We start from the raw sequence: 25,404 nt of genomic DNA, 5'->3' as shown, positions 1-25,404 counted from the left end.
GGAGCGCCGTGGCCCTCGCCACGGTCAAGCGCTCTGGCGGCAGTGGCCGCCGAGATTCTTGTAGGGAATGCTGCGCAGCCCGGCCTCGAACCAGACGGTACCGGTGCGACCGGGCTCGTAACCGTAGAGGTTGATCCGCGTGTCGTCCTCCGGCGAGCGGAGGACGGCCGGGCTGTCGGACCCGTCGAGCGTCCAGATCGGCGAGGGTGCCTCCGGGCCGCCGAAATCGACCTGGGAGCCGTCCTGCTCCCGTCGGAACATCAGCGCGAAGGCGGGTGACGCCCGTTCGGACACGACATGGAAGTAGAATCCGACCCGCGGCGCCTGGTCGGCCATGTTGGTGAACTCGCAGAACAGGCTCGCCGTCCGCTCCCGCACCGTGCCGGAACCGCCGGGGGCAGGATCGGGCCCGGAGACCGGTGCGTCGCCCGAAGACCGCAACTGCGCGAACAGCGCACCGGCAAGGCCCGCGACGAGGAGGGCCGAGGCGAGCAAGCTGCGCCTCATCGGCGTTTCCCGACCGCGGCCGGCAGAGACCTACTCGTCATGGGCGGCATGGAGCGCGACGCAGGTGCGTACCATGTCGCTCAGCGTCAACGCCTTGGTATCGCCGATATTGGCGGTCTCCTCCAGGCATCGCATGAAGTAGTCGCGATCGAGCCCGGGCGCGAGCGAACTCATGGCCTTGCCCATCCGTATCGCGAAATCGATCTTGTCGGTCGCCGCCGCCTTCGGCCAAGTCGATGCAAGGTCGTCCACGCCCAGCCGCGCGCAGGCGGGTCCGACCATCGTGATCGAACACGATAATAATACAATCATAAAACGCAGCATCGTGTTTATCCTCCCGCCCCACAGAGCTAGCGAAGGCCTGGTTCAGTGTCGAGCGCTCAGCGGTGGGGGCGGTTCGTCGTCGCGACGGGACCGTTCCTTCCCGTCCGTCACGTCATCCGCCGCCGGCGCATGGCGAGGAGTTCCGTTCCCGGCCGGTAACGCCCTTCCGCGGCGAGGCGCACGAGGCGCCGGAAGTAGCCGCCGGGATTGCGGATCCGGTTCTGCCCCGACGCGACGTCGTCGTCGTGGAGCTGGGCGACGATCAGCACCAGGATCGCCGCCTCGTAGGCGCCGAGCCCGTCGCGCGCCTCGGCCCAGGCGCTCTGATGCGCGCCGATCGTGGCCCGCAGGCGCAGGCCCGCATCCAGGATCTCGTGCTCGCTTCGGATCTCGCCGACGAGGTCGCGCACCACCGGGCAGGCCTCGACGACCAGCGTCGGTGACGGCGTCTCCTCCGCCCGGTCGATCTCGCCGACGGGATCCGCGTTCCCCGCTGAGCCCTTGCTCCAAGTCTCGGTAGGAGATTCTTTTTCTGCTTCTATGTGCGGGCAAGCCGTGCCGTCACAGCCGGCTGCGTAGAAGCGCGTTTCCACCATCTGGCGCAGCTCGCTCCAGGCATCGAGGACGAGGTCCGGATCACCCGAGCCGCGACGCTCCGGGGTGCTCGCCTCGAGGCTCGCCTGGACCTCGGCGAGGTCGGCGAGCGGCGTGCCGGGGTAGCGGGACGCGAGGGCGGTCAGCGCTTCGCCGACGGCGCGGCGGTGGATCGTGAGCAGGTCGAAGGCGCGGCGGCGGCGCTCGCGCGCCTCGGCACGGGCCTGGATCGCCTGCGCCCAGTCGCCCCGGCGGGCCTGGAGCGGCGTCAGGTCGAATCCGAAGGCGTCGACGATCGCGCCGTCGCGTCCCCGCACGGCGTAGCGCTTGCCGTTCGCCGAATCCTTCGGCGTGACGACTTCCAGCGCGACGAGGTCGCGCAAGGCGTAGCGGACGGCGCGCTCCGACAGCCCGGTGCGCGAGACCAGGTAGGCGTTCGACGGCCATACGATCAGGCGCGACCACTCCTGCTCGCCCCATGCGGCGACGAGCTCGGACAGCACCAGGCGCAGGGCCGGGCGCAGGCCGAGCGCCTTCGCCGCCTCGCGGGCGGACGCCGACAATTCCTTGCGCGTGATCGTACGCCCGTCCTCGAGGGCGCGTCTCTGTCCGGCGAGGGCGGCGCGCGTCAGCGGCCGGCCCCCGGTCTGAACCATCTCCACTCCACACCTCCTTGAACGGAGGCAAAGCGGGACCGTTCGCCCGAGAGGGCGTCATTGACGAGGAGGTCGGGAACCGCTAGAAGGAGGATGCCAATCCGGTCTTCAAGCGGCGGCTTCCCCAGCCCCCGTTATGAGATCCCAAAAAGCGCCGAGGTCCCCACCTCGGCGCTTTTTTGCTTTGCCGCGTCTACATCGTCTGTCCCACGAACACTTGCTTGAGCGCGTGGATGATCGCGAGGCGGCGGTTCGGGAACTTGCCCTCGCGCACCGCCGCGTCGATCGCCTGCTGCACCTGCGCCGGCACCCAGACATTCGTCTCCGTCTCCCCGGAGGCCTTGCGGGCCTCGCGGAGCTTCTTGACGCGCTGAGACGGGGTATCGGCCATCGCTCTCGGCTCCACGACTCGTAACGTTACGAGTCGTGTCACGAGTCGCCGCCGCCGGGCAATGCGGAGTCGAGATTCGGCGGTGGATGTTAAATTCGATTCACAGCCGAATCGGCGCCGCGCCCCCGATGGAGGTCGCATCGCCCTGATCTGTCCAGCCCGAGTCGTTCCGCAGGACGATTCGCCGAAGAGTTCCGGAGCGACTCGGGAATACCCAAGAAATAGCTCGCCGATCGCGGGTTGCTCTTTCGGCCGTGCCGCGGCCGGGCGGGGAGCCGGCCCGGCCGCGCGCGGCGTTCCCCCCGGCCGTCCCGATTTCACCCGTCGCCCCTGTCCGGACCGGCCGCCGGGGGCTAGCTTGGAGCCGACGATCGAGCGCCGCCCGCGCGGTCGACGGGGGAGCGAGGGATGCCGACGCGACGCGCCATCGTGGGCGGCCTGGGGGCGGGGCTGCTCGTCGCCCCCGCGCGCGGGCGGGCCGACGCCCTGCGGATGAGCATGGGCTCGCCGATGCCGCAGGGCCACCCGGCCACGACCTGCCTCGTCGAGGCGCTCGACGCCATCCGGGCCGAGAGCGACGGCCGGATCGACATCACGCTCTATCCCGACAGCCAGCTCGGCGGCGAGCTCAGCATGCAGTCGCAGCTGCGCGCGGGCGCCATCGCGTTCACCCTCTCGTCGGCGAGCTCGCTGCAGACCCTGGTGCCGATCGCCGGGATACCGGGCGTGGCCTACGCCTTCACCGGCTACGTGCCGCTGTGGTCCGCCCTCGACGAGGGACCGTTGAGCGAGCGCATCCGCGACGGCCTCGCCAAGGTGGGCCTGACGGCGTTCCGGGTCGTCGACAACGGTTTTCGCGACGTGATCACGGCGGCGCGGCCGGTCGCGGCGGTGTCCGACCTGCGCGGCCTCAAGATCCGTGTGCCGCCGAGCCCGCTCCTGACCTCGCTGTTCCGGGCGCTCGGCGCCGCGCCGACGACGATCGGCCTCGCCGAGACCTACGCGGCTCTGCAGACCGGCCTCGCCGACGGGATGGAGAACTCGCTGCCGCAGATCGAGGCGACGCGGGTCTACGAGGTGCAGCGCTACCTCTCGCGCACCGGCCATTCCTGGGACGGGTTGTGGATCCTCGCCCACGGCCGGACCTGGAACGACCTGCCGCGCGACGCGCAGGCGCTGATCGGTCGCCACCTCGACGCGGCGGTCGCGCGCCAGCGCCAGGCCTTCGTGGCGACGAACACGCAGAGCGAGGCGCGGCTGCGCGCCAAGGGCCTCGTCGTCTCGACCCCGGACCGCGCCCCGTTCCGGGCGGCGCTCGAGGCGGCGGGCTACTACGCCGACTGGAAGGCCCGGTTCGGGCGGGAGGCCTGGAGCGCGCTCGAGCACCATACCGGCCCGCTCGGCGCCTGACGCGCCCCCTCCCCTCGCCCGTGCGGGTTGCCGGGGACACCGCCTTTCGGGCAGCGTGCGGCCGTTGCGGAGAGAGAGGCGGGCGGCGGCGAATGGCGGAGCGGGCGGACTTCCTGGTGATCGGCCTCGGGGCGATGGGGAGCGCGGCGCTCTACCAGCTCGCGAAGCGCGGCGCCTCGGTCATCGGCCTCGACCAGTTCGCGCCGCCCCACACGATGGGATCGAGCCACGGCGAGACCCGGATCACCCGCCAGGGCATCGGCGAGGGGCGCGATTACGTGCCGCTGGTGCTCGCCTCGCACCGGATCTGGCGCGAGATCGAGGCCGAGACCGGCGCCCACCTGCTCGAGGCCTGCGGCGCGCTGGTGATGGCGCCGGGGTCCGGCACCGCCTCGCATCACGGCAAGCCGGATTTCGTCCGCACCTCGATCCGCGCCGCGCGAGAGTTCGGAATCGCCCACGAGGTTCTCGACGGGCGCGAGGTCGCCCGCCGCTTCCCGCAATTCCTCGGGCTGTCGGGCGACGAGATCGCCTATTACGAGCCCGGCGGCGGCTATGTCCGCCCGGAGGCCTGCATCGCCGCGCAGCTCTCCCGCGCCGCGGCCCTCGGGGGCGCGATCCGCACCGGCGTCGAGGTCCTGGCGATCGTGCAGGAGGGCGACGGCGTGCGCGTCGAGACCTCGGCCGGGACCTTCGCGGCGGGCCAGGTGGTGGTGTCCGCCGGGGCCTGGACGGCGCCGCTCCTCGGCGCGCCCTTCACCGACCTCCTGAGCGTCAAGCGCCAGCTCCTGCACTGGTACGCCCTCGACGACGCCCGCGCCTACCGGGCCGACGCGCCGGTCTACATCTGGATGTACGGCACGGCGGACGCCGAATACTTCTACGGCTTCCCGCCCCAGCCGGGCGAGGGCAGCGTCAAGGTCGCGACCGAGCAATACGCCGACGCCACCACCGCCGAGACCGCCGACCGCACGGTCGACCCGGGGGAATCGGACGCGATGTACCGCCGCCACATCGCCGGGCGTCTCGCGGGGGCGACCCCGCGGGTCGTCGCGGCCGCGGCCTGCCTCTACACCGTCACGCCCGACCGCGGCTTCATCATCGACCGCCACCCGGAGCGGGACCGCGTCCTCGTGGTCTCGGCCTGCTCGGGGCACGGCTTCAAGCACTCGGCCGGGATCGGCCTCGTCGCGGCCGAGATCCTGACCGAGGGGCGCAGCCGGATCGACGTCGCGCCCTTCGGCCTCGGCCGGTTCGCCCCGGCCTCGGCCGCGCGCGGCTGAGCCGGGGCGGCCGGTCTCGCGCCGCTTACGGCGCGCACCGCATGGTGCGCTCCATCGACCGGATGCTGTCGATCTCGGCCCGGTCGCGGGCGGAGAGCGGCACGTCGGCCTGGTTGTCGAACCGGCAGCCGGCATTGCCGAAGCTGCGAACGGCGTTCGCCGTCTTGAAGCAGTAGCCGGCTTCCTTGTAGATCAGGTTGCGCTGATACCACAGCTCGTCGCAGGACTGTGCCATGCCGGGCAGCGTCCCGGCCAGGACGATCGACGCGGCGGCAGCCATTCTCTTCATCACGACACCCATCGTTGCGGGAGACGATGCGACCCGAGCCGGCATGGCGCATCGGGCACGCGGCGCAGGTCTCGCATCCCGCCCGCGCGATGGCAAACCGACGGGCCGGCCCGGCCCCGCCTGCCGGGGGCGCCGGTCACCCTCCCGGTGCCGACGAAAGGGAAGCGGCCGGGTGATTGCGCGCATAACCGTGCTCTGTCGTCACAAAGGCGTGGTCCTCCTCCCGCCCGCCGCGGTACAGGGGACCGCCTGACAGACGACCGATACCCTTCGCCCGTTCATTCCATGATGCCGACCGCGCCACGGGGTGGCGAACCCGAAACGATGCTCTTCGACCTCGCGCCCACCTCGCTGTGGCTGCAGGATCTCGCCGCGCTGAAGGCCTGCCTCGACGGCTGGAAGGCCGACGGCATGACCGACCTGCGGGCCTGGCTCTCGGACCCCGACCACCTGCTGGCGTGCCAGAGCCGGATCCGCATCCTGCGCGTCAACCGCCGGACGCTCGCGACCTACGAGGCGCGGGACGAGGCCGAGCTGTTCGCCCACATCCCGGCGATCTTCCACGATCCGCACGCCGCCGCGCTGGTCGAGGTGCTGTGCCGGCTCTGGGACGGCGAGACGCATGTCCGCCTCGTCACCCGCAACCTCACGGTCACCGGACGGGTGATCGACGTGAGCTATGCCGGCCAGATGCTGCCCGGGCACGAGGCCGATTGGGGCCGCTACCTGATCTCGATCGAGGACATCACCGCACGCGAGGAGCGGCGGCGCGAGGAGGCGGCGAGCCGCCGCCTGGCCGCGGACCTGTTCGCGCATTCGCCGGTGCCGACCCTGGTGCGGGACGACGCCGCGCTCGCCGCCATGCTGGCCTCCCTGCGCGCGGGCGGCGTCGCCGATCTTCCCGGCCACTTGGCGGCGCATCCGGCCTGGATCGCGGCCGCGCGGGCGGCGCGGACGATCGTGGCCGCGAACGGCCCGGCGCTGGCGCTGTTCGGGGTCGCCGACCGCGACGCCCTGGCGGCGCATCTCGCCGCCGATCCGGGCGAAGGGGCGCGCGAGGCCTTCGTCGAGGAGATCCTCGACCTCTGGGCCGGGCACGCGCACCCGAGCCGCGACGTCACCCTGCGCCACCGCGACGGCCGCGACCTTCACCTCAAGGTGCAAGCCTCCCGCCTGCCCGATCCCGACGGGACGCGCCGCCTCGTCCAGGTCGCGCTCACCGATATCGGCGACAACAAGCGGGAGGAGGTCCGCCTCGAGACCCTGGGCTTCACCGACCCGCTCACCGGCCTCCTCAACCGCGCCGGCTACGAGGCCGCGCTCGTGCGCCTCGAGGACGATCGCGCCGCGCCGGTCTCGGTGATCCTGGCCGACCTCGACGGGCTCAAGGGCGTCAACGACCGCTGGGGCCACGAGGCCGGCGATGCCCTGATCCGGCGGTTCGGCGACCTTCTGGCCGGCCACGCCCCGGCCGGTGCCGCGCGGATCGGCGGCGACGAGTTCGTGCTGCTGCTGCCGGCGACCGGCCCCGAGGCGGCGCAGGACCTGATGCGCCGGATCCTGGCCGCGCTCGACGCCGCGGCGGCGGCGAGCCCCCTCGCCCCCAGCGCGTCCCTGGGTTTCGCGACCTGGACCGGCGACGGCCCGCTCCGCGCGGCCGTCGCCCGGGCGGACGCGCAGATGTACGCGGCCAAGCGCCGGCGCTACGCCGCCGCGGCCTGCCCGCCCGAGCCGCCGCGCCCGCATTAAGGCGGCGGCGGAACGGGCGTTCAGGGCGCGATCTGGAGGATCGCCTCGACCTCGACCGTCATGGCGTTGGGCAGCGAGCCCATGCCGACCGCCGAGCGGGCGTGGCGGCCGGCTTCGCCGAGCACGTCGACCAGGAGGTCCGAGCAGCCGTTGATCACCTTCGGGTGGTCGGCGAAGTCGGGCTCGGCGTTGACCATGCCCAGGAGCTTCACCACCGCGGTGATCCGCGACAAGTCGCCGAGCGCCGCCTTGGCGACGGCGAGGAGCTGGAGGCCGGCGAGCTGCGCGTCGGCGTAGGCTTCCTCGATCGTGGCGTCGCGGCCGAGCCGCCCGGGGCGGTAGGTGCCGTCCGGGCGCTTGGGGCCCTGGCCCGAGAGGTAGAGGAGGTCGCCGACGATGCGGTAGGGCACGTAGTTGGCGACCGGCACCGGGACCTGGGGCAGGGTCAGGCCGAGCTCGGCGAGCTTCTGTTCGGGGGTCATGCGGGAATCCTCTCAGTTGGCGTGGAAGACGGCGCCGCCGATGATGGTGGCCTTGGCCGACAGGCGCTGCTCGCCGGCAAGGTGCGCACCCGTCGAATCGACGTAGTCGAAGCGGCCGTCGTCGAGGGACAGGACCGAGGCGTCGCCGGCCGCACCCGTCCGGAACGTGCCGAGGTCGGGGCGGGTCAAGGCGCGAGCCGGGTTGTCGGTGGCGGCGCGGATCACCTCGGTGAGCGGCATGCCGATGCAGAGGAACTTCGACATCGTGGTGAGGAGGTCGAAGGCCGGCCCCTCGATGCACAGCGTGTGCACGTCCGACGAGATGCAGTCGGGCGGGAAGCCGTTCTCCAGCATCGTGCGCCCGACCGAGAAGGCGAAGGAGCCCATGCCGTGGCCGATGTCGAACACGACGCCGCGGGCGCGGGCCTCCCGCACCTCGGGGCGCACGCGCCCGTCGGCGGTGACCGGGGTGTTGGGGAACGGCCGGAACGCGTGAGTCAGGATGTCGCCCGGGCGCAGCCGCTCCAGCACCTCGGCGAGCGTCGGCGGCGGCTCGTCGATATGGACCATCAGCATCATGCCGGCCGCGTCCGCGACCTGCCGGGCGATGTCGAGGGGCACGATGCCCGACGTGCCGCCGGCATTGCGGCCGACCCGGACCTTGAGCCCGCCGAGCACGTCGCGGTTGGCGAGCGCCACCTCGAGGGCGGCGGGCGCCGACAACAGCCGCTGGTCGCCGCTCTCGCCGACATTCACCCGCTTCGAGAAGGCGTAGATGCCGGCGAACGACACGCTCATCAGCGGGATGATGCGCACCGGCGAGGGCTCGACCACGTGGCGGCGAAAGCCCGCGAAGTTGCCGGGACCGGCGCTGCCGGTATCGACGAAGGTCGTGACCGCGCCCGAGCGCGCGAGCGCCGGCGCGTCGACCCCGAGCGAGGTGCCGCCCCAGTAGACGTGGGTGTGCAGGTCGATGAGGCCCGGGGTGACGAGACGACCGGCGCAATCGTGGACCGCCCGGGCCGAGGCGGAAAGCCCTTCGCCGACGGCCGCCACCTTGCCGTCCGTAAAGGCGACGTCGGCGATGCGGTCGATGGACTGGGACGGGTCGACGACGCGGCCGCCCGCGAGCACGAGATCGAAGGTCATGGAGTCCGCTGGCTGGCGAGGTTGCGAAAAAAATTTACACAACGACCGTGGAAGCTGCAACCGGAAACCGAAATGGCTAGTTCGGCTCGCGGAAGGTCGCTTGACGCCCGATAAAAACGTGAAATAATTTTACAAAAGCGCCGTCCAGGAGACGTCCATGGCCCCCACCGACAGCCCGCGCTCCGGCCTGACCCGCCGCACCCTCGCGACCGGCCTCGCGCTCGCCCCCCTGGTGCCGGCCTCCGCCTTGGCGCAGGGCGGCGGCGCGGGCGGCATGGCCAGCGTCAACCTGGCGATGGTGGGCGAGCCGCAATCGCTCGACCCGATGGCCTCGACCGCCGACCTCGTCGGCACGATCATGCAGCACGTGTTCGAGCCGCTCTACACGTTCGATGCGAGCTGGACCGTCCAGCCGATGCTGGCCGCGGCGCTGCCGACGATCGGCCCGGACGGGAAGACCTACACGATCCCGCTCCGCGAGGGCGTGCCGCTCCATAACGGCCGGGCGCTCGATTCCGAGGACGTCGTCGCCTCACTCAAGCGCTGGATGGAGATGACGCCCCGCGGCAAGGGCATCGCGGCCGGGCTGACGAGCCTGACGGCGAAAGGCCCGCACGCGGTCGAGATCGTCCTCAAGGCGGTCAACCCGGCGCTGCTCGCCCACCTCGCCCTGCCGTCGGGCTTCGCCGCCATCATGGCCCGGGAGGCGATCGCCAACCCGCTCGCCGAGTTCGTCGGCACCGGCCCCTACCGGTTCAAGGAGCGCCGGCCCGACCAGTTCGTGGTGCTGACCCGCCACGAGTCTTACGCCGCCCGCAGCGAGGCCCCGAGCGGCTATGCCGGGCGGCGCACCGCGGCGATCCCGGAATTGCGCTTCATCCCGGTGCCGAACGCCAATACCCGGGTCGAGGGCGTCGTCGCCGGCCAGTACCACTTCGCCGACCAGCTTCCCGTCGAGAGCAACGGGCGCATCGCCAAGGCGTCCGGCGTGAAGCCGGTGCTGACGATGCCGTTCGGCTTCCCCTACCTCGTGCTCAACACCCGGCAGGGTCCTTGCGCCGACCAGATGGTGCGCCAGGCGCTCCAGATGGCGCTCAGCGACACCGAGCTCCTGATGGCGGCCTTCGGCGAAGACAAGTTCTTCGAGGCGACGGGCAGCCACTTCCCGAAGGGATCGCCCTTCCACTCCACCGCCGGCACGCAGGCCTACGACAAGGGCGACGACAAGGGCGCCAAGGCTATGCTGGCGAAAGCGAACTACGACGGCACGCCGATCCGCATCCTCAACTCGAAGCAGTACGACTTCCACAACCGCATCGCGCTCGTCATGGCCGAGGCGCTGCGCGCCGCCGGCTTCAAGGTGACCCTCGACGTGGTCGACTGGGCGACGCTCGTCTCCCGCCGCGGCGACCCGGCCTTGTGGGACGTCTACGTCACCCACTCGGCCTTCCTGCCCGAACCCATGCTGACGCCGCCCCAGCTCGGCGACGGCGCCCCGGGCTGGTGGGACACGCTGGCGAAGAAGGCGGCGTTGTCGGCCTTCAACGCCGAGACCGATCCGGGGAAGCGCGGCGCGCTGTGGGGCCCGGTGCAGGAGGCGATCTATCGGGAAGTGCCCTACATCCGCGTCGGCAACTTCGCGGCCCTGTCCGGCCTCTCGGGCAAGCTGAAGGGTTTCGCGCCGATGCCGTGGCCGGCCTTCTGGAACGTCGAGGCGGCGTGAGGCGGCAAGAGCCCGCTCCGTCAAGCCGAGATCGCGGAAGCGGCGCCCGGAATCGCGATGGAGATGATCAACTCCGTCGATCGGGCACGGAAGGACGACGATTCTGCGACGGAGCTGTCCGACTTCGTCGTCATCCCCTCCCACCCGCGACCTCATCCCGAGGTGTCGGTCCATCGCAGATGGACTGACCTCGAAGGAGGGCTCCAGATGCCCCCGAGATCGCTGGATCCCTCCTTCGAGGCCCAGCGATCTTCGATCGCCGGCACCTCAGGATGAGGTCGCGGGTGGAAGAGCCGGATCACGGCGGGTCTCCCGTCGGTGTCGTGTCCCGTATCGGTCGGATCAAAAAAGGCGCCAGCCCGATGTGGATCTCTCTCGCCCGCCGGCTCGGCGGCCTCCTGGTGGTGCTGTTCCTGGTCGCCACCATGGTGTTCTTCCTCACCCGCCTCGCCCCCGGCGACCCGGCGGCGATCATGCTGGGCGACCAGGCCTCGCCGGAGGACGTCGCGCGGCTGCGCGCCACGTTCGGGCTCGACCGGCCGCTCCTCGTCCAGTTCGGCTTATGGTTGAAGGAGATCGCCACCGGCAATTTCGGCCGTTCGATCTTCCTGCAGCAGCCGGTGACCACGGTCCTGTGGGACCGGGCCGAGCCGACCTTCTTCCTCGCCCTGTTCTCGGTCTCCATCGCCGCCCTCGTCGGCGTGCCGGCCGGCATCGTCTCGGCGGTGTGGCGGGGGCGGATCGTCGACCAGACGGTGAGCGGGCTGGCCCTGCTCGCCGCCAACGTGCCGAGCTTCTGGCTCGGCCTGATCCTGATCCAGGTCTTCGCCGTGCGCCTCGGCTGGTTCCCGGTGGCCGGCTACGGCGCGCCCGGCGCGAGCCTGGGCGAGCGGCTGGAGCATCTGGTGCTGCCCTCGATCGTCCTCGGCATCGTCAACTCGGCGCTGATCACCCGCTTCACCCGCGCCTCGATGCTCGACGTGCTGTCGAACGACTACGTCCGCACCGCCCGCTCCAAGGGCCTGCCGGAGAGCCGGGTGGTGCTGCGCCACGCCTTCGGGACGGCGCTGGTGCCGATCGTCACCGTGCTCGGCCTCACGGTGGCGCTGCTCATCGGCGGGGCCATCGTCACCGAGACGGTGTTCGGCCTGCCCGGGATCGGCAACCTCGTGGTCTCGGCGGTGCTGCGACGCGACTATCCCGTCATCCAGGGCGCGCTCGTGATGGTGGCCGGCCTCTACGTCCTCATCAACCTCGCGGTCGACCTGATCTACCGCCTCGTCGATCCCCGGGTGACCGCATGACCAGTCCCGCGACCGGTGCCCCGACCGTGCAGGGGGCGGCGTTCCGATCCGCCCCCGCGATGCTGTTCCTGCGCCGCCTCTTTCGGCGCAAGCTCGTCCTCGCCGCCGCCCTGGTGCTGCTCGCGATCGTCGTGGTGGCGCTCGCCGCCCCGTGGGTCTCCCCCTTCGATCCCGGCGCGATGCGGGTGGTGCGCCGCCTGCGCCCGCCCTCGTCCGAGCACTGGCTCGGCACCGACGAGCTCGGCCGCGACGTGTTCTCGCGGGTCGTCTACGGCGCCCGGGCCTCTCTGGGGATCGGCTTTTCGGTGGTGCTCGCCTCCTGCCTCACCGGCACCCTGTTCGGGATCCTCGCCGGCTACGACCGTCGGCTCGACGGGCCGATCATGCGGGTGGTCGATGCCCTGATGGCGCTGCCCGACATCCTGCTCGCCATCTTCCTCGTCGCCGTGCTCGGCGCCTCCGCCGGCAACGTCGTGCTGGCGCTCGCCATCGTCTACACGCCGCGGGTGGTGCGGGTGGTGCGGGCCTCGACGCTGGTGGTGCGCGAACTGCCCTTCGTCGAGGCGGCCCGCGCGCTCGGGGTCGGCACGCCCCGCATCCTAACCGTGCACATCCTCCTGAACGTCGCCTCGCCGATCCTGATCCAGGCGACCTTCATCTTCGCCTACGCGGTCCTGGCGGAGGCCGGCCTGTCGTTCCTCGGCGCGGGCGTGCCGCCGGAGATCCCGACCTGGGGCATGATGATCGCGTCGGGCCAGCAATATGCCGACCGGGCCTTCTGGACCGTGCTCTATCCGGGGCTGGCCATCGTGCTCTCGGCCCTCTCGCTCCAGATCCTCGGCGACGGCCTGCGCGACATGCTCGACCCGAAGCTGCGCAAGGCGCTGTGAGATGACGCAGGCTCTCCTCTCGATCGAGGACCTGGAGGTCCGCTTCCGGACGGAGGACGGCGAGGTCGCCCCCGTCACCGGCGTCGACCTCTGCGTCGCCCCCGGCGAGACCGTCGCGCTCGTCGGCGAATCCGGCTCCGGCAAGTCGGTGTCGAGCCTCGCCGTGATGGGGCTGCTGCCGCGCCCGGCCGGTCGCGTCGCGCGCGGGCGCATCCTGTACCGGACCAAGGCCGGCGAGACGGTCGACCTCGCCGCGGCCGCGCCCGACCGGGTGCGGCGCCTGCGCGGCGCCGAGATCGCCATGATCTTCCAGGAGCCGATGACGAGCCTCAACCCGGTGCTGACCGCCGGCGAGCAGATCGCCGAATCGGCGCGGCTCCACCTCGGGCTCGACCGGCGCGCGGCGCTGCGCCGGGCGCAGGAGATGCTGGAACTCGTCGAGATCCCGGCCGCGGCCAAGCGCCTGCACGACTACCCGCATCAGATGTCGGGCGGCATGCGCCAGCGGGTGATGATCGCGCTCGCCATGGCGTGCAACCCGCGGCTCCTCATCGCCGACGAGCCGACGACCGCCCTCGACGTGACGATCCAGGCCCAGATCCTGTCGCTGATCGACCGGCTGCGGCGCGAGACCGGGATGGGCGTCCTGTTCATCACCCACAATCTCGGCGTGGTGGCGGAGGTCGCCGACCGGGTGGCGGTGATGTATGCCGGCCGCATCGTCGAGACCGGGCCGGTCGGCGACCTGTTTCGCCGTCCGCGGCATCCCTACACGGCGGGGCTGCTCGATTCGCTGCCGGCGCGGGCGACCCGCGGCCCGGACGGGCGCCGGCACGTCCGCTCGATTCCCGGCTCCCTCGGGCGGGCCGCCGCGATCCGCGACGCTTGCGCCTTCTCGCCCCGCTGCGAGCGGGTGCGGGAGGAATGCCGCACCACGCCGCCGCCGCTCGAGGCGATTGCCCCCGGGCGCGCCGCCCGCTGCCTGTTCTGGAGGGAGATGTGAGCCGTTCGACCGCTTCGATCGACCCGATTCTCGCGGTGCAGGGTCTCACCAAGCGCTTCGGCCGCCCGCCGGCCCAGGTGCGGGCGGTGGAGGACGTGAGCTTCACGGTCGCCCCCGGCGAGGTCGTCGGGCTCGTGGGCGAATCGGGCTCGGGCAAGTCGACGATCGGGCGGCTGGCGCTCCGCCTGGTCGATCCGACCGGCGGCACGATCCGCTTCGAGGGCGAGGACGTCTCGGCCCTGCCCGAGCGGCGCCTGAAGCCCCTGCGGCGCCGGGCGCAGATGATCTTCCAGGACCCCTATGCCAGCCTCAACCCGCGCCTGCGGGTCTCCGGCATCCTGGGCGAGGCGCTCGATGCCCACGGCCTCGCCCGGGGCCGGCGCCGGGAGCGCATGGCCGAGCTCCTCGACCTCGTCGGCCTGCCCCCCGAGCATCTCGACCGCTTCCCGCACGAGTTCTCCGGCGGCCAGCGCCAGCGCATCGGCATCGCCCGGGCGCTCGCCGTCGAGCCGAGGCTGATCGTCGCCGACGAGCCGGTCTCGGCCCTCGACGTCTCGGTGCAGGCGCAGGTGCTCAACCTGCTCCAGGACCTCAGGGCCCGGCTCGGGCTGGCGATGCTGTTCATCTCGCACGACCTCGACGTGGTCGAACTCCTCTGCGACCGGGTGGTGGTGCTCTATCTCGGCCGGGTCATGGAGATCGGGCCGACCGCCGAGGTGGCGGCGCGTCCGCGCCATCCCTACACGCGGGCGCTGCTCGCCGCCTCGCCGAAGGCCGATCCCGATGCGCCGCGCATCGCGCGCCTCCTCACGGGCGACATCCCGAGCCCGCTCGCGCCGCCGTCGGGCTGCGTCTTCCGCACCCGCTGCCCGCTCGCCGTCGAGGCCTGCGCGAGCGCCGTGCCGCCGATGCGCGAGGCCGGGGACGGGCACCGGTTCGCCTGCCTGCGCGACGCCTCCGAGATGCGGGAGGCGGCCTGATGGCGGAGGGTGCGGAAGCCGGGTCCTCCTCCGACCTCCTGCGCAACCTGCGCGACACGCTCGCGAGCCTGCCCGAGACGCAGGCCCGGATCGCCCGGATGATCGTCGCCGACCCCGCCTGGGTGGTCCAGACCGGGGTCGAGCTCCTGGCCGAGCGGGCCGGGGTGAGCGCGCCGACCATCGTGCGCTTCGCCCGCGCGGTCGGCTGCGAGGGCGTGCGCGACATGAAGCTGAAGCTCGCCGGCTCGCTGGCGCTCGGCACCCCCTACGTCCACCGCAGCGTCCGGCCGACCGACGCCCCCGGCGAGGTGGTGCGCAACGTCGTCGGCAGCGTGACCTCGATGCTGGCCGAGTGGCAGTCGAGCATCGATCCCGACCGGATCGAGGCGGCGGTGGCGGCGATCCGCGCGGCCGGGCGGGTCGACACCGCCGGCACCGGCGCGACCTCGCACTTCCTCGCCCACGACCTCCACGCCCGCCTGTTCCGGCTCGGCATCCCGTCGAACTCGTTCTCCGACGCGCATCTCCAGCTCACCGCGGCGTCCTGCCTGGGCGAAGGCGACGTGCTGGTGGCGATCTCCTTCGTCGGGCGGATGCCGGCGCTCCTGCGCACCGTCGCGGTCGCCCGCCGGGCCGGGGCCACGGTGGTGGCCATCACCCGCACCGGCACGCCGCTCGCCCGCGCCGCCGACATTCTTCTGGCCGTCGACGTGCCGGGGGACGCGACGATGCGGGTCGGGACCGACGCCACCATCGCGCAGATCATCGTGATCGAGATCCTGAGCGTGCGGCTCGGCCTCGCCCTCGGCGACGGCGCGGCGCCCCGCCTCGCGGCCATCCACGACCTCCTCCAGAGCGAGCAGCTCGACGGCGACGACGCGCCGGACCCCGGCCGGGAGTGAGGCGCCGGCGCCCCGGCGCCCTCACGGATGGCGGCGCCAGCCCGGATCCGCGCGCTTCCTGCGCGCGATCGTCATCAGCTCGCCGCGCACCCGCTCCGTCGCGGCGAAGGGAATGTCGAAGTTGAGGCTGTGATCGATCAGGCCGTGGACGTGCGGGTAGTCCGGGTCGTCGACGCCGCTGTCGATGAAATCGAGCACCCAGGCGTAGATCGCGTCATGGTCGGCGGGATCGGGGTCGTCCTGGACGACGCACCCGCCGAGGTCCCTCCACTCGCGGCGCAGGAAGGCCCTGTCCCGTTCGGTGATCGGCGTCATCGACGGGGCGCTCCGGCGGTCGAACGCGCGTCTTCCTCCAGCATCGCCCGCAGCAGGTCCCCCCGGGCGAGGCCGCGCTCGACCGCGATCCGGTCGACGAGGCGCAGGGCCCGCCGGGCCGGGGACCGGTCCGCCGGCAGGAAGACGTCGAGGTCCCGGCCCAGGCGATAACCGACGGCGCCGCTGCCGAGGGCGACGGCGACCAGGATCCCGAGCTTGATGCCGATCGAACCCATCGCGAGAAGCGCCGTCATGGCCGGGGCTCGCGTCCCGACAGCTCCGCGATCAGCGCGCGGACCCGCGCCTCCTGGGTCCCGAGACGCGCCCGCGCCTCGTCCTGCGTCGTGCCGAGCCTCGCGAGCGCGTCCTCCTGGGTCCCCATCTGGGCGAGGTAGCGCCGGGCGAGCTCGCTGTCCTTCGGGACGACGCCGAGGTTGCCGCGGATGCGCTCCTGCTCGGTCGCGATCGTCGCGATGCGCTCGCCGATCTCGGCGATCTCGCGCGTCGCCGCCTGGCTGTCGGCGCGGGCCCGGGACAGGGCCTTGAGGCCGTCCGCCAGGGCCGGATCGTCGGCGAGCGCGCTCCAGCTCACCAGCATCCCGGCCTCGGCCTCGGCGAGGGCGTAGGTGTCGGTCTGGACGCGCTCCAGCACCGCCCGGGCCTCGGCCGTGTCCGCGGCGGCCACATCGAGCTTCAGCCGGTAGGCGGCCGCGGTCTCGCCGTCGCGCGCCGGGGACGAGAAGGTCCAGCCGTCGCGGCGCGGATGCTCGATAACGACGGTGCGCGCCGCGTCGGGCGCGCCCTTCACGGTGTAGACCGTCTCCTCGCGGGTGCGCGCGGTCGCCCGCAGCGCGCCGTCGACGACCGTGATCCGGGTCACCACCTCGGCGGGCTTCGCCTCGGCCCGGACGCCGACCTTGCGGTCGGCCGCGAAGGCGGCGAAGCGCTGCTCGCCGGCGGGCGTCGCGGGCAGCCGCGCATCGCCGACATAGCCGAGCGCGCGATCGTAGACGGTGAGGATGCCCGGCGGCAGCGTCGTGCCGGTCCCGTTGCGGAGCATCAGGGCGGCGATCGGGTGGAGGCCCTGCCCGGGTTTCCACAGCGCGATCCGGGACGCCTCGATCTCGGTGTCGAGGATCGGCACCGAGAGCGTGCGGCCGACCCCGAGATCGACCGGGTGGGGCAGCCGGAAGGTCGCCGCCACGTCGCCCTCCGCAGGCTGCGCCGCCACCGCGGCCGGCGCGGCCTCGTAGCGCGCGTCGACGGCGCGCCGGCTGCGGTCCATGCGCTCCATCGGGGCCGGCAGCGCCGGCGCGGCCGCCCGCGCGGCGAGGGTGCCGGCATCGAGGTCGGGCAGGCCGAGATTCTCGACCGGCAGCGGCGCCTCGGGGCGGCGGTGCCAGTACCGCCGGTGCAGGCGCTGCTGCAGCGTCACCGGCGCACCGGACGACAGGGTGACGTCCACCCCCTTCCAGTCCTCGCCGAGCGCGTTCTCGATGATCGCCCAGGCCTGCAGGTTCGCCCGGCCGTCGCCGTGATCGACGATGCGGTAGCTGGTCTTCCAGACCGGGGCGGCGACCACGTAGGTCAGGCGCACCTCGCGCGCGCCGGTGCCCGACAGGGCGATCTCCACCCGCCGCGCCCCGCTCGTCTTGGCCCGGCCGGCCACGTCGACGACCTCGGCGATCCGCGCGACCATCGCGGGGTCGCGGATCGTCACCGTCAGGCCGTCGTCGACCCGCACCGATTCGAGGGCGCCGGACCCGGTCAGGAGCGACAGCACCCTCACCGTCCCGATCTCGGCGCCGGCCTCGCGCTCGGACAGGCCGAGCACCCGGCCTTCGAGCACCCGCCCGCCGCTCTCGACCCGGACCTCGACGCCCTGGAGCTTGCCGGCGAGCTGGGCGGAGGACGACAGGTCGTCCGCCGTGAAGGGCACGCCGCGCAGGACTTCCTCGACCTGGTCCTCGCCGTCGAGCCGCATGGCGCCCACCCTGCCGCCCGGATCGCGCACCACGAGGCTCTTGAGGATGTCGTCGATCTGGTCGGCCCTGACGTCGAGGGCGATCGTGGCGTCGCCGTCCACGGTGCCCGCGAGGGTGACCTCGGCGAGCCCGCCGCTCGAGAGCGTGACCTCGCGGACGAGGCCCGAGGCCGCCATCAGGGGCGGCGCCGCGGCGAGCATGAGCAGGAGCGTGCCGGCCAGCAGCAGCTGATGTGTCACGAGGAATCCTCCTTCTGGTCGGTCGGGGCGGGCCGCCGCTCGCCAACGAGGATGGCGGCGCATCGGGGCATCCGTCGGGCGGAGGGGCGATCCTCAGCGGGCCGGCGCCGCCGCGGGCTCGACGAAGAAGTAGATGCCGTCGACCGAGCCGTTGAGCCCGCAGTAATCCGCGGCTCCCTCTGCCTCGCCCTTCCCCGGAACGCTCCCGAGTTTGAGCGTCTCGCCGTCGCGGGCGAGGGTGAGGGCGGACCCGTCCTCCCCGAGGGAGACAGTGAGGAGAGCGCCCGTGGCCGTCGCCTTGCCCTGTGCCCCGCAGGTCCAGCGGGCGGTGATCGGCTCGTTGGCATCGACCTTGACGGCGAACTCGCCCCCGGGACCCGGCGTGACCGTCGCGGTGCCGAAGAGGTTGCTCCAGGTCCCCGCGAGGCGTCCCGGCGGCGGGACGCGCAGGCTGCGCAGGAAGGCGATGCGGTCCTCGATCTCGCCGAGCAGCAGGGAGGCCGGGTCCTTGTCGCCGGTGGAAAAGACGCGTTCGCGCGCGGCGAGGAAGCGCTTCTCGTCCACGAGGAGCAGCGCCGCCGCCTCGGGCGCCAGGGCCCGGCGGGCCTCCTGGTAGGCGGCCGACAGCGCGGCGTCGGCCCTGGCCAGCGGCGCGCTGGCGCAGATCGTTCGCTCGACCCGCGAGGCGGCCTTCGCGCACTCGAAGGACGGCGGCGCGGCCGGGGCCGGGGCCGGGGATGCCGCGAGGATCGCCCCGGCGAGAAGGATCCGCGGGGCGATCGTCCTGTCCAGCGCCTGCATGGTCGTCCGGTCTCCGTGAGGGTGAAGTGGGATCGGGCGCCCCTGCCGCGTCGCCCGGGGCCCGGCTCGCGTCAGAGCCAGCGGTCGGCGACCCAGACGCACACGGCCAGGATCAGGCCGTACTTCGCCGTCTCCAGCGCGATCGCGATCAGGAGCGGCCCGGCGGGCATGTGCGACCTGTTCGTCGCGACGAGATGCGCCATGAAGCCGATCCAGGTGGTGACCAGGACGACGCAGATCGCGGCGAGCACGATCGACTTGGTGTCCCCAGGCATCTCGCGACGAGGCTCCGGGACGCGTCAGAGCTGGCGCTGGGCCGGCGGGCGCGGGGGGCGGGCGGGGGCGACCTCCTGCGGGACCTCCGGGCGGGCCGGCGGCGCGGAATCGGGCGTGGAGGATGCGGTGGCCTTCGGGAGCGGGGCGGCGGGCGCCGGCCGATTTCCGGGCGTCGCATCGCGGGCCGCCTCGCGCAGGAAATCCTCGGCGGTCGCCGCCCGTCCCTCCGGGGCGCGGGCCGTATCCTGCGCGGGGGCCGCCCGCGCCGTCGCGGCGTCCCGCCCGGTGTCGCGGCGCGCCGGGGCTTGCGACATTGCTGGGGCCTCTCGCGGGGCCTCGCGGCGCGCGGGCGCCGGCACCGTGATCCGGAACAGGTAGGAAACCGTCGTCCCGTCGCCGAAGGTCACGTCGACCGACAGCGTGTCGAGGCCGGAGAAGTCCGGGCGCGGCGTGTAGTAGAGGCTCATCGCGTCCTTCTTCACCGCCTCGCAGCCGTCGGCGCTGCGTGCCGAGCGGCCGTCGTCGCCGACGATCGAGCCGAGGATCCGGTTTTCCCGCCGCTGCTCCAGGCGGCCGCCGCGCGGGGGGGCGACGAGCTCGACCAGGGCGGCCTGCGAGCGGCAGCCCTGCGTCGCGAAGTAGTGGCTGAAGGCATCGAGGAAGGTCCGCTCGCCCGGGCGCGCGGTCTTGTTCTGTGTCTCGGCGAGCGCCGGGAGCCCGGCCCCCAAGAGGCCGAGGGCGGCGAGCGCCGCGAGCGTGCGGGTGCGATGCGTCCGGGAGCGATGTTGCATGGTGACCTCCGCCGATCGGAACGGGACGAGATTGCGCGCGCGGGCCGCTCAGCCGGGGCTCGAGCGCGTCAGGACCGGCCGGCTGCCGTCGGTGCGGAAGCGCGCCACGTAGGGCGTGTTGGCGCTCTGCGCCGTGCAGGTGATGACGACGGGACCGCCCATCGGATTCGGCATCTCGCAGACGCCTTTGGCCTTCACGAGGTGGCTCCGGCCGGCCTCCTCGTAGCGCAGCTGGTCGATCGGCTGGCGCAGGGTGCCGTTCTCGACCCAGCCCTTGGCCGAGGCCAGGAACATGACTGTGCGGGCATCCCCCGTGCCGAAGCTGAACACCGCCTGGGCCGAGCCGGCGGTGGATTCGTTCGAGGCCGTCGGCGCGCAGGCCGCGCCCATGTCCTCGCCGTCGATCACCAGCGCCTCGCAGCGGCCCCGGAAGGTCAGCGTCAGCACCGTGCCGGGCGCGGGCGCCTCCGTCCCGGCGGCGTCGCGGGCGGCAGGCGGCGAGGCAGGCGGCGCGGCGCCCCCGGCGCTCCGCCTCCAGTCGCCGCGGGATTGCCCCGCCTGCCAGACGCAGAAGCGCGTCTGGGCATTCTCCCAGCACGGGCCGTTCTGCGTGGCCGGACCGAGGGCGAAGGCCGGATCCATGTCCTGGTATTGCTCGTTCCAGAACACCCAGGCCCGGCCGGGCTCCTGGCCCTTGCGGTCGAGCCGCGCGAGGATGTCCGGCTTGCCGCTCGCCCGCGCCCGCACCACGAACCCGCCCTGGCCGCCCTCCGGGACGAGCATGCAGAACCCGTCGAGGCGGACCTTGCCCTCGACCTCCAGGTAGCAGTCGGCCGGGCGCAGGCGGGCGGCTTGGGGGCCGGCCGGCTGCGGCGCGGCGGGTTGCGCCGCAGCCGGGCCGGCGAAGCCGGGGCGGCCCTCGCCGATCTTCCAGGCGCAGGCCCGGATGCGCTCGCCGCGCCAGCAGGCGCCCTGGGAGGTGACGACCTCGGAGGGTCCGTCCTCAGGGTCGCCGCCCGGCGACTGGTTCCAGGTCGCCATGCCGCCGCCGGGCCCCGACACCGTGACGACGGCCCCGTAGCGCGCGGACGCGACGTCGGGGCTGCCGAGGCGAAAGCCCCCGACCCCGTAGCGCACCGGGTCGGTGACGAACTCGCAGAGACCGTCTGCCAGGACCTTGCCGTCGGCCTCGACGTAGCAGTCGACCTTGCGGCTCTTCGTCGGCGTCTGCGCCTGTGCGGCCGGCAGCGCCAGGAGCCCTGTAAGGAAGACGGCGAGCGCGGCGCCGACGCGGAAGCCGGGGAGGCGCCGGGACCGCACCCGGCCGGATCGAGGGTCGAGAACCACTCCGGTCTCCTATGGGTTGCCGAGGAGGTCGCCGGCCGCCTGGAGGGTGCGGTCGTTGCGCTGGTCGACGATGCGGCCGCGATAGAGCTTGCGGGCCGCCAGACGCTGCTGCAGGGCGGCCCAGTAGCCGGCGCCCCACTTGTCGTTCTCGAGGTTCGGCAGGATGTCCTTGGCCTTGAGCTCGAGGGCGCGGACGGTCATGTCCGCCGCCTTGGCCGGGTCGCGCGGGAGGTCGGCGCCGCCGATGTCGTACAGGAAGGCCGCCGAGACCGCGGCCGGGCCGAACTCCTTCTCCTGGGCGAGGCGTTCGAGGTACCGGCTGGCCAGGCGCCCGTCCGGGGCGACCTGCCCGGCATTCTTGTTCGTCGGCGAGACCAGGCTCGCGTAGAGGAACTGGGCGACCGCGAACCCCTTCTCGGCGAAGTCGCGCAGCCTCGCGGCGTCGGCGGCGTTCGTGGGCGCGCTCTTGTACAGGGCCGTCAGCGCGTCGACGCTCGGGACGGGCTCCGAGGCAGGCGGCGCCGGGTTCTTGCCCTCGCCCCCGGCGGCTCCGCCCGGGGGAGCCGCGCCGCCCGCCGGCGCACTGCCGCCTGTCGGCGCGACCTTGCCGGAGAGGGCCCGGACCGCCGCGATCGTCTGCGGCGAGGCCGTGCCGTCGATCGGCCCGGAATAGAAGCCGCGGCGCGTCAGGTTGCGCTGGATCGCCGAGACGAGATCGGGCGGCCGGCGGCCGAGCCCGTCCGTGAGGTCGGTCGCGGCCGCCCGCACCCCGGCCGCCACCGTCTCCATGTAGGTGTCGGCGGCCTTCTGGGGATCGCGCGGGACGCCGCTCTCGGGCGTGACGTAGCAGCCGGCGAGCCGGTAGAGCGCCGGCCAGAACCCGGCGTAGCCGGCGCGGGCCACGGCCGGGTTGGCATGGAGCGCGAGCCCGTAGCGGCAGCCGCGCTTCGCGTCGTAATGCCCGTGGGCCGGGTTGAGCAGCAACTCGGTCATGCCGCGCTGGGCGCCCGGATAGCCGAGATCCGCCGTCCGCTGGTAGTAGCCCAGCGCCTTGTCGACGTCGGGCTTGACCGGGCTCTTCGGGTAGACCGACGCCATGTCGGGATCGTGGAGCACGCCCATGAAGGAGCGGGCGGAGATCTCGCCCGCCTCGGCCGCCGTCTTCAGCTTGTCGAACGCCGCCTTGTCGCCGTCCTTCCCGGCCTTCTCGAGGAGATCGGCGTAGAGCTTCTCGCTCTCCTTGCTGTCGGCCGGCTTGCCCCATTCGGCGCCGGTCCCCACCAGGGCGAGCGCGAGGCCGGCGGCGAGCGCCACCGCGGCCTGCGGCAGGACGAGCCAGGCGAGGCGATAGCGCGCCTGCCCGTACCACAGCGCCGCGTGGGCGCCGAGCCGGTCGACGCCGCTCACGGCGACGGCTCTGGCTGAGGCCTGGGTCATGACTTGGCTTTCATGTAGGCGAGCAGGGCCGTGACGACGCTGGCATTGCGCTTGTCCTCGACCGGCAGGGTGTAGAAGCCGCGGGCCGTCAGCTCGGCCTGGATCGCTCCCCAGAACGGGCCGCTGAAATTGCCCGCCTCGGGATAGAGCAGCCAGAACGTGGCCTGGTCGTCCTTGAGGTCGATCGCCCGCATGATGAGCGCGGCGGCCTTCTTCGGATCCTTGGCGACGTTGCCCCAGCCCGAATCGTAGATCGCCGCGGCCTCGCCCGCGGACCGGCCATGGCCGGCGGCGGCGGCCCGCTCGTAGTAGGAGACGGCGCGCTGCGCGTCCGGCGCGAAGGACTGCCCCTTGTTCAGGACCGGGTTGAACAGCTGCCCGCAGGCCGCGAGCGCGTCGACGTCGCCGGCCTCGGCCCGCATCGTGAGGCGCTCCCGCGCCCGGGCGTCGGTCCAGGCCGCCCGGATCAGCGCGGTCATCTCCGGGGCCGGCTCCTTCGCCTCGGCCTTGCGCGGCTCGGGCCGCGGGGTCGCCACGGTGTTGGCGATTCCCGCCGAGACCTGGAGGGCGGTGACGAGGGCGGGATTGGCCTTGCCGTCCACCGGGCCGACGTAGCGCCCGGTCTTGGCGTAGTGCCGCTGCAGGCCCGCGATCAGGGCCGGGTCCTGCAGGCCGAGATTGCTGATGAAGGCGGTCATCGTCGGCGCGTGCCTGCGCCACAGCACGCCGGTGACGAGTTCGCCGGCCCGGACCGGGTCCTGCTTCAGGCCGCTCCCGGGCCGGACATAGCAATGGGCGAGCTTGACCGCGAGCGCCTCCTCGCCGGTGATCGTCTTCTCCAGGGTCTCGGGGGCGTCGATCCAGGCCTGGGCGAGGCGGCAGCCGCGCCGGAGGTCGCCGTTCGCATTCCCCGGGTCGAGCAGCACGTCGGCGAGCCGCGTCATCGCCAGCAGGTCGCCCGCGGCGGCCCCGGGCCCGTAGAGCGCGGCGGCGCGGGAAAAATCGCTCGGCGTCGGCTTCTTCGGGAGAAGCCCGGCGACCAGCGGATCGTAGAGCGTCCCGAGCCGGGTCGAGGCGTCGATCTGGCCGCGTGTCGCGAGCGCGGTCAGCTCGTCGAGGGCCTTGCGGTCGCCCTGCTTGCCGGCCCGGTCGCGTAAGGACGAGAACTCGGCGATCCGCGCCTTCGAGGCGGTGGCCGGCCGGCCCCATTCCCCGCCCGCGGCGATGGCCAGGCACAGGCCCGCCGCCGCCACGGTCGCCGCCTGCGGCAGGGCGAGCCAGGCCGCCCGGTAAGCGGCCTCGCCGTACCAGAGCCGGCCATGCGCCCGCAGGAGCGCGTTGCTACGCTCGGTCATTCCCCGCTCAATCATGGCGCTGCCCTCCCGGGCGGGCGCCGGCCGCCGCTTCGTCGCGAAGGAACCGGCGGATCGCCAGGATGAGGGCGTCGTTGCGCCGGTCCTCGATCGGGTTGGCGTAGAAGCCGCGCTCCTTGAGCTCGCGCTGGACGCCGCCCCAGAAGGCCGGGCTCCAGTCGGCGCTCATGTCGGGATCGGTGAGCAGGTTCCCGAGCGAGGGATCGGCCGCGATCGCGCGGATCGTCAGGGCGGCGGCCTTGGCCGGGTCCCTGGCGAGGTTGCCGACGCCCTTGTCGTAGAGGCTGGCGGCCCCGATCCCGGTCCCGGGCGATCCGGACGCGGCGGCCCGCTCCATGAGCTGCGCCGCCCGGCGGGCATCGGGAGGGAAGAATTCGCCCTTGTTGTAGACCGGGCTGTAGAGGCCGCCGAGATTGGCCATCGCCTTGGCGTCGCCCCGGTCCGCCATCGCCTGGAGCCGCGCCCGGGCGCCGGCATCGCGCCGCGCCGCCTCGACGAGGCTCCGGAACGCCTGCTCCGCGTCCGTCTGCGTCGCCGGAATCGATCGCGGCTGCGGCGGGAACGGGCGCAGCTCCGCTTCCCGCTCCAGGGCCAGCACCGTCTCGCCGGAGGCGCGCCCGTCGATCGGGCCCGTGTAGCCGTTGGGCGTGCGCGCCGCGAGTTCCCGCTGCATCCCGCGGATCAGCTCGGGCTTCTGCAGGCCGAGGCCGTAGACGTACTGGCGGATCGACCGGTCGTACTTGAGCCGCAGCGTGTCCACCACGAGGGCGCCGGCCCGGTCGGGATCCTGCGCGACGCCGCTCTGCGGATCGACGAGGCAGCGGGCGATTTTTTCGGCCAGCCGCTCCTCGCCGCGCAGCATGTCGCGGTTCACCCGCGGGTGGTCGAGCCAGGTCAGGCCGAGGCGGCAGCCCTGCCGGCGCTCGCGCTCGCTCGCCCCGTCCTCCATCAGGAGGTCGGCGAGGCGCGCGATCGCCACGATGTCGCCGGCGGCGGCGCCGGGGCGGTAGAGCGCGGCCGCCCGCCCGCTGTCCCGCGGCGCGGGGCTGCGCGGCGCGGCCTTGGCGACGAGGGGGTCGACCAGGCTCGCCAGCCGGGTCGCGGCGTCGATCTCCCCCGCCTCGGCCGCGGCCGTGAGTTCCTTCAGGGCGGCGAGGTCGCCCTCCCGCCCGGCGCGCTGGCGCAGCGCCTCGAGGGCGGCGAC

26 protein-coding genes are annotated in these 25,404 nt (G+C 73.1%); 9 read left to right on the top strand and 17 right to left on the bottom strand.

Features of this window, described 5'->3' with window-relative positions:
• Positions 1–24 precede the first annotated feature (24 nt).
• From HPY23_RS22780 to HPY23_RS22765, 4 genes are all read right to left on the bottom strand, one after another.
• Positions 25–507, bottom strand: a complete 483-nt coding sequence (locus HPY23_RS22780; protein ID WP_091889182.1) for a hypothetical protein — start codon at positions 505–507, stop codon at positions 25–27.
• 30 nt (positions 508–537) lie between these two features.
• Positions 538–831 (bottom strand): hypothetical protein, encoded by a 294-nt coding sequence (locus HPY23_RS22775; RefSeq protein ID WP_236013003.1) that lies wholly within the window; start codon positions 829–831, stop codon positions 538–540.
• Positions 832–938: 107 nt separating this feature from the next.
• A complete protein-coding gene (gene repC / locus HPY23_RS22770) occupies positions 939–2,081 on the bottom strand; it encodes a plasmid replication protein RepC (protein ID WP_082742821.1) in 1,143 nt (380 codons plus the stop codon).
• A gap of 193 nt (positions 2,082–2,274) precedes the next feature.
• Positions 2,275–2,472 (bottom strand): hypothetical protein, encoded by a 198-nt coding sequence (locus HPY23_RS22765; RefSeq protein ID WP_060848341.1) that lies wholly within the window; start codon positions 2,470–2,472, stop codon positions 2,275–2,277.
• 408 nt (positions 2,473–2,880) lie between these two features.
• Between HPY23_RS22765 and HPY23_RS22760 the strand changes: the two genes are divergently transcribed.
• The gene (locus HPY23_RS22760; RefSeq protein WP_236013004.1) at positions 2,881–3,882 is read left to right on the top strand and encodes a TRAP transporter substrate-binding protein; all 1,002 of its coding nucleotides are present in this window, start codon (positions 2,881–2,883) and stop codon (positions 3,880–3,882) included.
• A gap of 92 nt (positions 3,883–3,974) precedes the next feature.
• Positions 3,975–5,165: an N-methyl-L-tryptophan oxidase gene (solA, locus tag HPY23_RS22755; protein ID WP_091889180.1), complete on the top strand. Its 1,191-nt coding sequence runs from the start codon at positions 3,975–3,977 to the stop codon at positions 5,163–5,165.
• A gap of 25 nt (positions 5,166–5,190) precedes the next feature.
• Here the strand turns inward: solA and HPY23_RS22750 are convergent, their stop codons facing one another.
• Entirely contained in the window at positions 5,191–5,454 is a 264-nt protein-coding gene (locus tag HPY23_RS22750) for a YARHG domain-containing protein (protein WP_060848339.1), read from the bottom strand.
• Between the two features lie 324 nt (positions 5,455–5,778).
• Between HPY23_RS22750 and HPY23_RS22745 the strand changes: the two genes are divergently transcribed.
• A complete protein-coding gene (locus tag HPY23_RS22745) occupies positions 5,779–7,203 on the top strand; it encodes a GGDEF domain-containing protein (protein ID WP_175540033.1) in 1,425 nt (474 codons plus the stop codon).
• A gap of 20 nt (positions 7,204–7,223) precedes the next feature.
• On the opposite strand, the gene HPY23_RS22740 is transcribed toward HPY23_RS22745, so the two are convergent.
• Together HPY23_RS22740 and HPY23_RS22735 are read right to left on the bottom strand one after the other, a co-directional pair.
• The gene (locus HPY23_RS22740; RefSeq protein WP_060848337.1) at positions 7,224–7,685 is read right to left on the bottom strand and encodes a RidA family protein; all 462 of its coding nucleotides are present in this window, start codon (positions 7,683–7,685) and stop codon (positions 7,224–7,226) included.
• 12 nt (positions 7,686–7,697) lie between these two features.
• Positions 7,698–8,834, bottom strand: a complete 1,137-nt coding sequence (locus HPY23_RS22735; protein ID WP_091889176.1) for an amidohydrolase/deacetylase family metallohydrolase — start codon at positions 8,832–8,834, stop codon at positions 7,698–7,700.
• 157 nt (positions 8,835–8,991) lie between these two features.
• On the opposite strand from HPY23_RS22735, the gene HPY23_RS22730 reads away from it, so the two are divergent.
• From HPY23_RS22730 to HPY23_RS22705, 6 genes are all read left to right on the top strand, one after another.
• On the top strand, positions 8,992–10,557 hold the full coding sequence (locus tag HPY23_RS22730) for an ABC transporter substrate-binding protein (protein WP_091889174.1): 1,566 nt from the start codon (positions 8,992–8,994) through the stop codon (positions 10,555–10,557).
• 362 nt (positions 10,558–10,919) lie between these two features.
• A complete protein-coding gene (locus tag HPY23_RS22725; RefSeq protein ID WP_091889172.1) occupies positions 10,920–11,861 on the top strand; it encodes an ABC transporter permease in 942 nt (313 codons plus the stop codon).
• 59 nt (positions 11,862–11,920) lie between these two features.
• Positions 11,921–12,751, top strand: coding sequence for an ABC transporter permease (locus HPY23_RS22720; RefSeq protein ID WP_091889170.1), 831 nt, complete (start codon positions 11,921–11,923; stop codon positions 12,749–12,751).
• A 1-nt stretch (position 12,752) separates the two neighbouring features.
• Positions 12,753–13,754 carry an ABC transporter ATP-binding protein gene (locus tag HPY23_RS22715; protein WP_091889168.1) on the top strand — a complete coding sequence of 334 codons (1,002 nt, stop codon included), beginning with the start codon at positions 12,753–12,755 and terminating at the stop codon, positions 13,752–13,754.
• The gene (locus HPY23_RS22710) at positions 13,751–14,734 is read left to right on the top strand and encodes an ABC transporter ATP-binding protein (RefSeq protein ID WP_244537650.1); all 984 of its coding nucleotides are present in this window, start codon (positions 13,751–13,753) and stop codon (positions 14,732–14,734) included. Before HPY23_RS22715 ends, HPY23_RS22710 begins: the two co-directional genes overlap by 4 nt.
• On the top strand, positions 14,734–15,636 hold the full coding sequence (locus HPY23_RS22705; RefSeq protein WP_091889164.1) for a MurR/RpiR family transcriptional regulator: 903 nt from the start codon (positions 14,734–14,736) through the stop codon (positions 15,634–15,636). The genes HPY23_RS22710 and HPY23_RS22705 overlap by 1 nt, the downstream gene beginning before the upstream one ends.
• A 21-nt stretch (positions 15,637–15,657) precedes the next feature.
• On the opposite strand, the gene HPY23_RS22700 is transcribed toward HPY23_RS22705, so the two are convergent.
• The 10 genes from HPY23_RS22700 to HPY23_RS22655 all read right to left on the bottom strand — a co-directional run.
• A complete protein-coding gene (locus HPY23_RS22700; protein WP_060848329.1) occupies positions 15,658–15,951 on the bottom strand; it encodes a hypothetical protein in 294 nt (97 codons plus the stop codon).
• Entirely contained in the window at positions 15,948–16,205 is a 258-nt protein-coding gene (locus tag HPY23_RS22695) for a hypothetical protein (RefSeq protein WP_091889162.1), read from the bottom strand. The genes HPY23_RS22700 and HPY23_RS22695 overlap by 4 nt, the downstream gene beginning before the upstream one ends.
• The gene (locus tag HPY23_RS22690; protein ID WP_244537649.1) at positions 16,202–18,175 is read right to left on the bottom strand and encodes a DUF4139 domain-containing protein; all 1,974 of its coding nucleotides are present in this window, start codon (positions 18,173–18,175) and stop codon (positions 16,202–16,204) included. The genes HPY23_RS22695 and HPY23_RS22690 overlap by 4 nt, the downstream gene beginning before the upstream one ends.
• A 93-nt stretch (positions 18,176–18,268) precedes the next feature.
• Positions 18,269–18,976 carry a lysozyme inhibitor LprI family protein gene (locus tag HPY23_RS22685; RefSeq protein WP_091889160.1) on the bottom strand — a complete coding sequence of 236 codons (708 nt, stop codon included), beginning with the start codon at positions 18,974–18,976 and terminating at the stop codon, positions 18,269–18,271.
• A 71-nt stretch (positions 18,977–19,047) separates the two neighbouring features.
• A complete protein-coding gene (locus tag HPY23_RS22680; RefSeq protein ID WP_060848326.1) occupies positions 19,048–19,251 on the bottom strand; it encodes a hypothetical protein in 204 nt (67 codons plus the stop codon).
• A 24-nt stretch (positions 19,252–19,275) separates the two neighbouring features.
• Complete coding sequence (locus HPY23_RS22675) at positions 19,276–20,043, bottom strand: hypothetical protein (RefSeq protein ID WP_091889158.1); 768 nt, start codon at positions 20,041–20,043, stop codon at positions 19,276–19,278.
• 48 nt (positions 20,044–20,091) lie between these two features.
• On the bottom strand, positions 20,092–21,390 hold the full coding sequence (locus tag HPY23_RS22670) for a hypothetical protein (RefSeq protein ID WP_091889156.1): 1,299 nt from the start codon (positions 21,388–21,390) through the stop codon (positions 20,092–20,094).
• 9 nt (positions 21,391–21,399) lie between these two features.
• Positions 21,400–22,827, bottom strand: coding sequence for a peptidoglycan-binding protein (locus HPY23_RS22665; RefSeq protein ID WP_091889154.1), 1,428 nt, complete (start codon positions 22,825–22,827; stop codon positions 21,400–21,402).
• Entirely contained in the window at positions 22,824–24,182 is a 1,359-nt protein-coding gene (locus HPY23_RS22660; RefSeq protein ID WP_091889152.1) for a tetratricopeptide repeat protein, read from the bottom strand. The genes HPY23_RS22665 and HPY23_RS22660 overlap by 4 nt, the downstream gene beginning before the upstream one ends.
• A gap of 7 nt (positions 24,183–24,189) precedes the next feature.
• On the bottom strand, positions 24,190–25,404 hold a 1,215-nt coding region (locus HPY23_RS22655), incomplete at its 5' end, for an SEL1-like repeat protein (protein ID WP_200649679.1).

The organism is Methylobacterium ajmalii, from assembly GCF_016613415.1.
Taxonomy (GTDB): domain Bacteria; phylum Pseudomonadota; class Alphaproteobacteria; order Rhizobiales; family Beijerinckiaceae; genus Methylobacterium; species Methylobacterium ajmalii.
This window is presented reverse-complemented; position numbering and strand designations above follow the sequence as displayed.

Coding starts and splice junctions, on each gene's coding strand:
- HPY23_RS22760 (WP_236013004.1), top strand. CDS start 2,881: ATGCCGACGCGACGCGCCATCGTGGGCGGCCTGGGGGCGGGGCTGCTC.
- HPY23_RS22685 (WP_091889160.1), bottom strand. CDS start 18,976: ATGCAGGCGCTGGACAGGACGATCGCCCCGCGGATCCTTCTCGCCGGG.
- HPY23_RS22705 (WP_091889164.1), top strand. CDS start 14,734: ATGGCGGAGGGTGCGGAAGCCGGGTCCTCCTCCGACCTCCTGCGCAAC.
- HPY23_RS22765 (WP_060848341.1), bottom strand. CDS start 2,472: ATGGCCGATACCCCGTCTCAGCGCGTCAAGAAGCTCCGCGAGGCCCGC.
- HPY23_RS22665 (WP_091889154.1), bottom strand. CDS start 22,827: ATGACCCAGGCCTCAGCCAGAGCCGTCGCCGTGAGCGGCGTCGACCGG.
- repC (WP_082742821.1), bottom strand. CDS start 2,081: ATGGTTCAGACCGGGGGCCGGCCGCTGACGCGCGCCGCCCTCGCCGGA.
- HPY23_RS22695 (WP_091889162.1), bottom strand. CDS start 16,205: ATGACGGCGCTTCTCGCGATGGGTTCGATCGGCATCAAGCTCGGGATC.
- HPY23_RS22750 (WP_060848339.1), bottom strand. CDS start 5,454: ATGAAGAGAATGGCTGCCGCCGCGTCGATCGTCCTGGCCGGGACGCTG.
- HPY23_RS22780 (WP_091889182.1), bottom strand. CDS start 507: ATGAGGCGCAGCTTGCTCGCCTCGGCCCTCCTCGTCGCGGGCCTTGCC.
- HPY23_RS22725 (WP_091889172.1), top strand. CDS start 10,920: ATGTGGATCTCTCTCGCCCGCCGGCTCGGCGGCCTCCTGGTGGTGCTG.
- HPY23_RS22675 (WP_091889158.1), bottom strand. CDS start 20,043: ATGCAACATCGCTCCCGGACGCATCGCACCCGCACGCTCGCGGCGCTC.
- HPY23_RS22775 (WP_236013003.1), bottom strand. CDS start 831: ATGCTGCGTTTTATGATTGTATTATTATCGTGTTCGATCACGATGGTC.
- HPY23_RS22735 (WP_091889176.1), bottom strand. CDS start 8,834: ATGACCTTCGATCTCGTGCTCGCGGGCGGCCGCGTCGTCGACCCGTCC.
- HPY23_RS22745 (WP_175540033.1), top strand. CDS start 5,779: ATGCTCTTCGACCTCGCGCCCACCTCGCTGTGGCTGCAGGATCTCGCC.
- HPY23_RS22680 (WP_060848326.1), bottom strand. CDS start 19,251: ATGCCTGGGGACACCAAGTCGATCGTGCTCGCCGCGATCTGCGTCGTC.
- HPY23_RS22700 (WP_060848329.1), bottom strand. CDS start 15,951: ATGACGCCGATCACCGAACGGGACAGGGCCTTCCTGCGCCGCGAGTGG.
- HPY23_RS22730 (WP_091889174.1), top strand. CDS start 8,992: ATGGCCCCCACCGACAGCCCGCGCTCCGGCCTGACCCGCCGCACCCTC.
- HPY23_RS22720 (WP_091889170.1), top strand. CDS start 11,921: ATGCTGTTCCTGCGCCGCCTCTTTCGGCGCAAGCTCGTCCTCGCCGCC.
- solA (WP_091889180.1), top strand. CDS start 3,975: ATGGCGGAGCGGGCGGACTTCCTGGTGATCGGCCTCGGGGCGATGGGG.
- HPY23_RS22660 (WP_091889152.1), bottom strand. CDS start 24,182: ATGACCGAGCGTAGCAACGCGCTCCTGCGGGCGCATGGCCGGCTCTGG.
- HPY23_RS22715 (WP_091889168.1), top strand. CDS start 12,753: ATGACGCAGGCTCTCCTCTCGATCGAGGACCTGGAGGTCCGCTTCCGG.
- HPY23_RS22740 (WP_060848337.1), bottom strand. CDS start 7,685: ATGACCCCCGAACAGAAGCTCGCCGAGCTCGGCCTGACCCTGCCCCAG.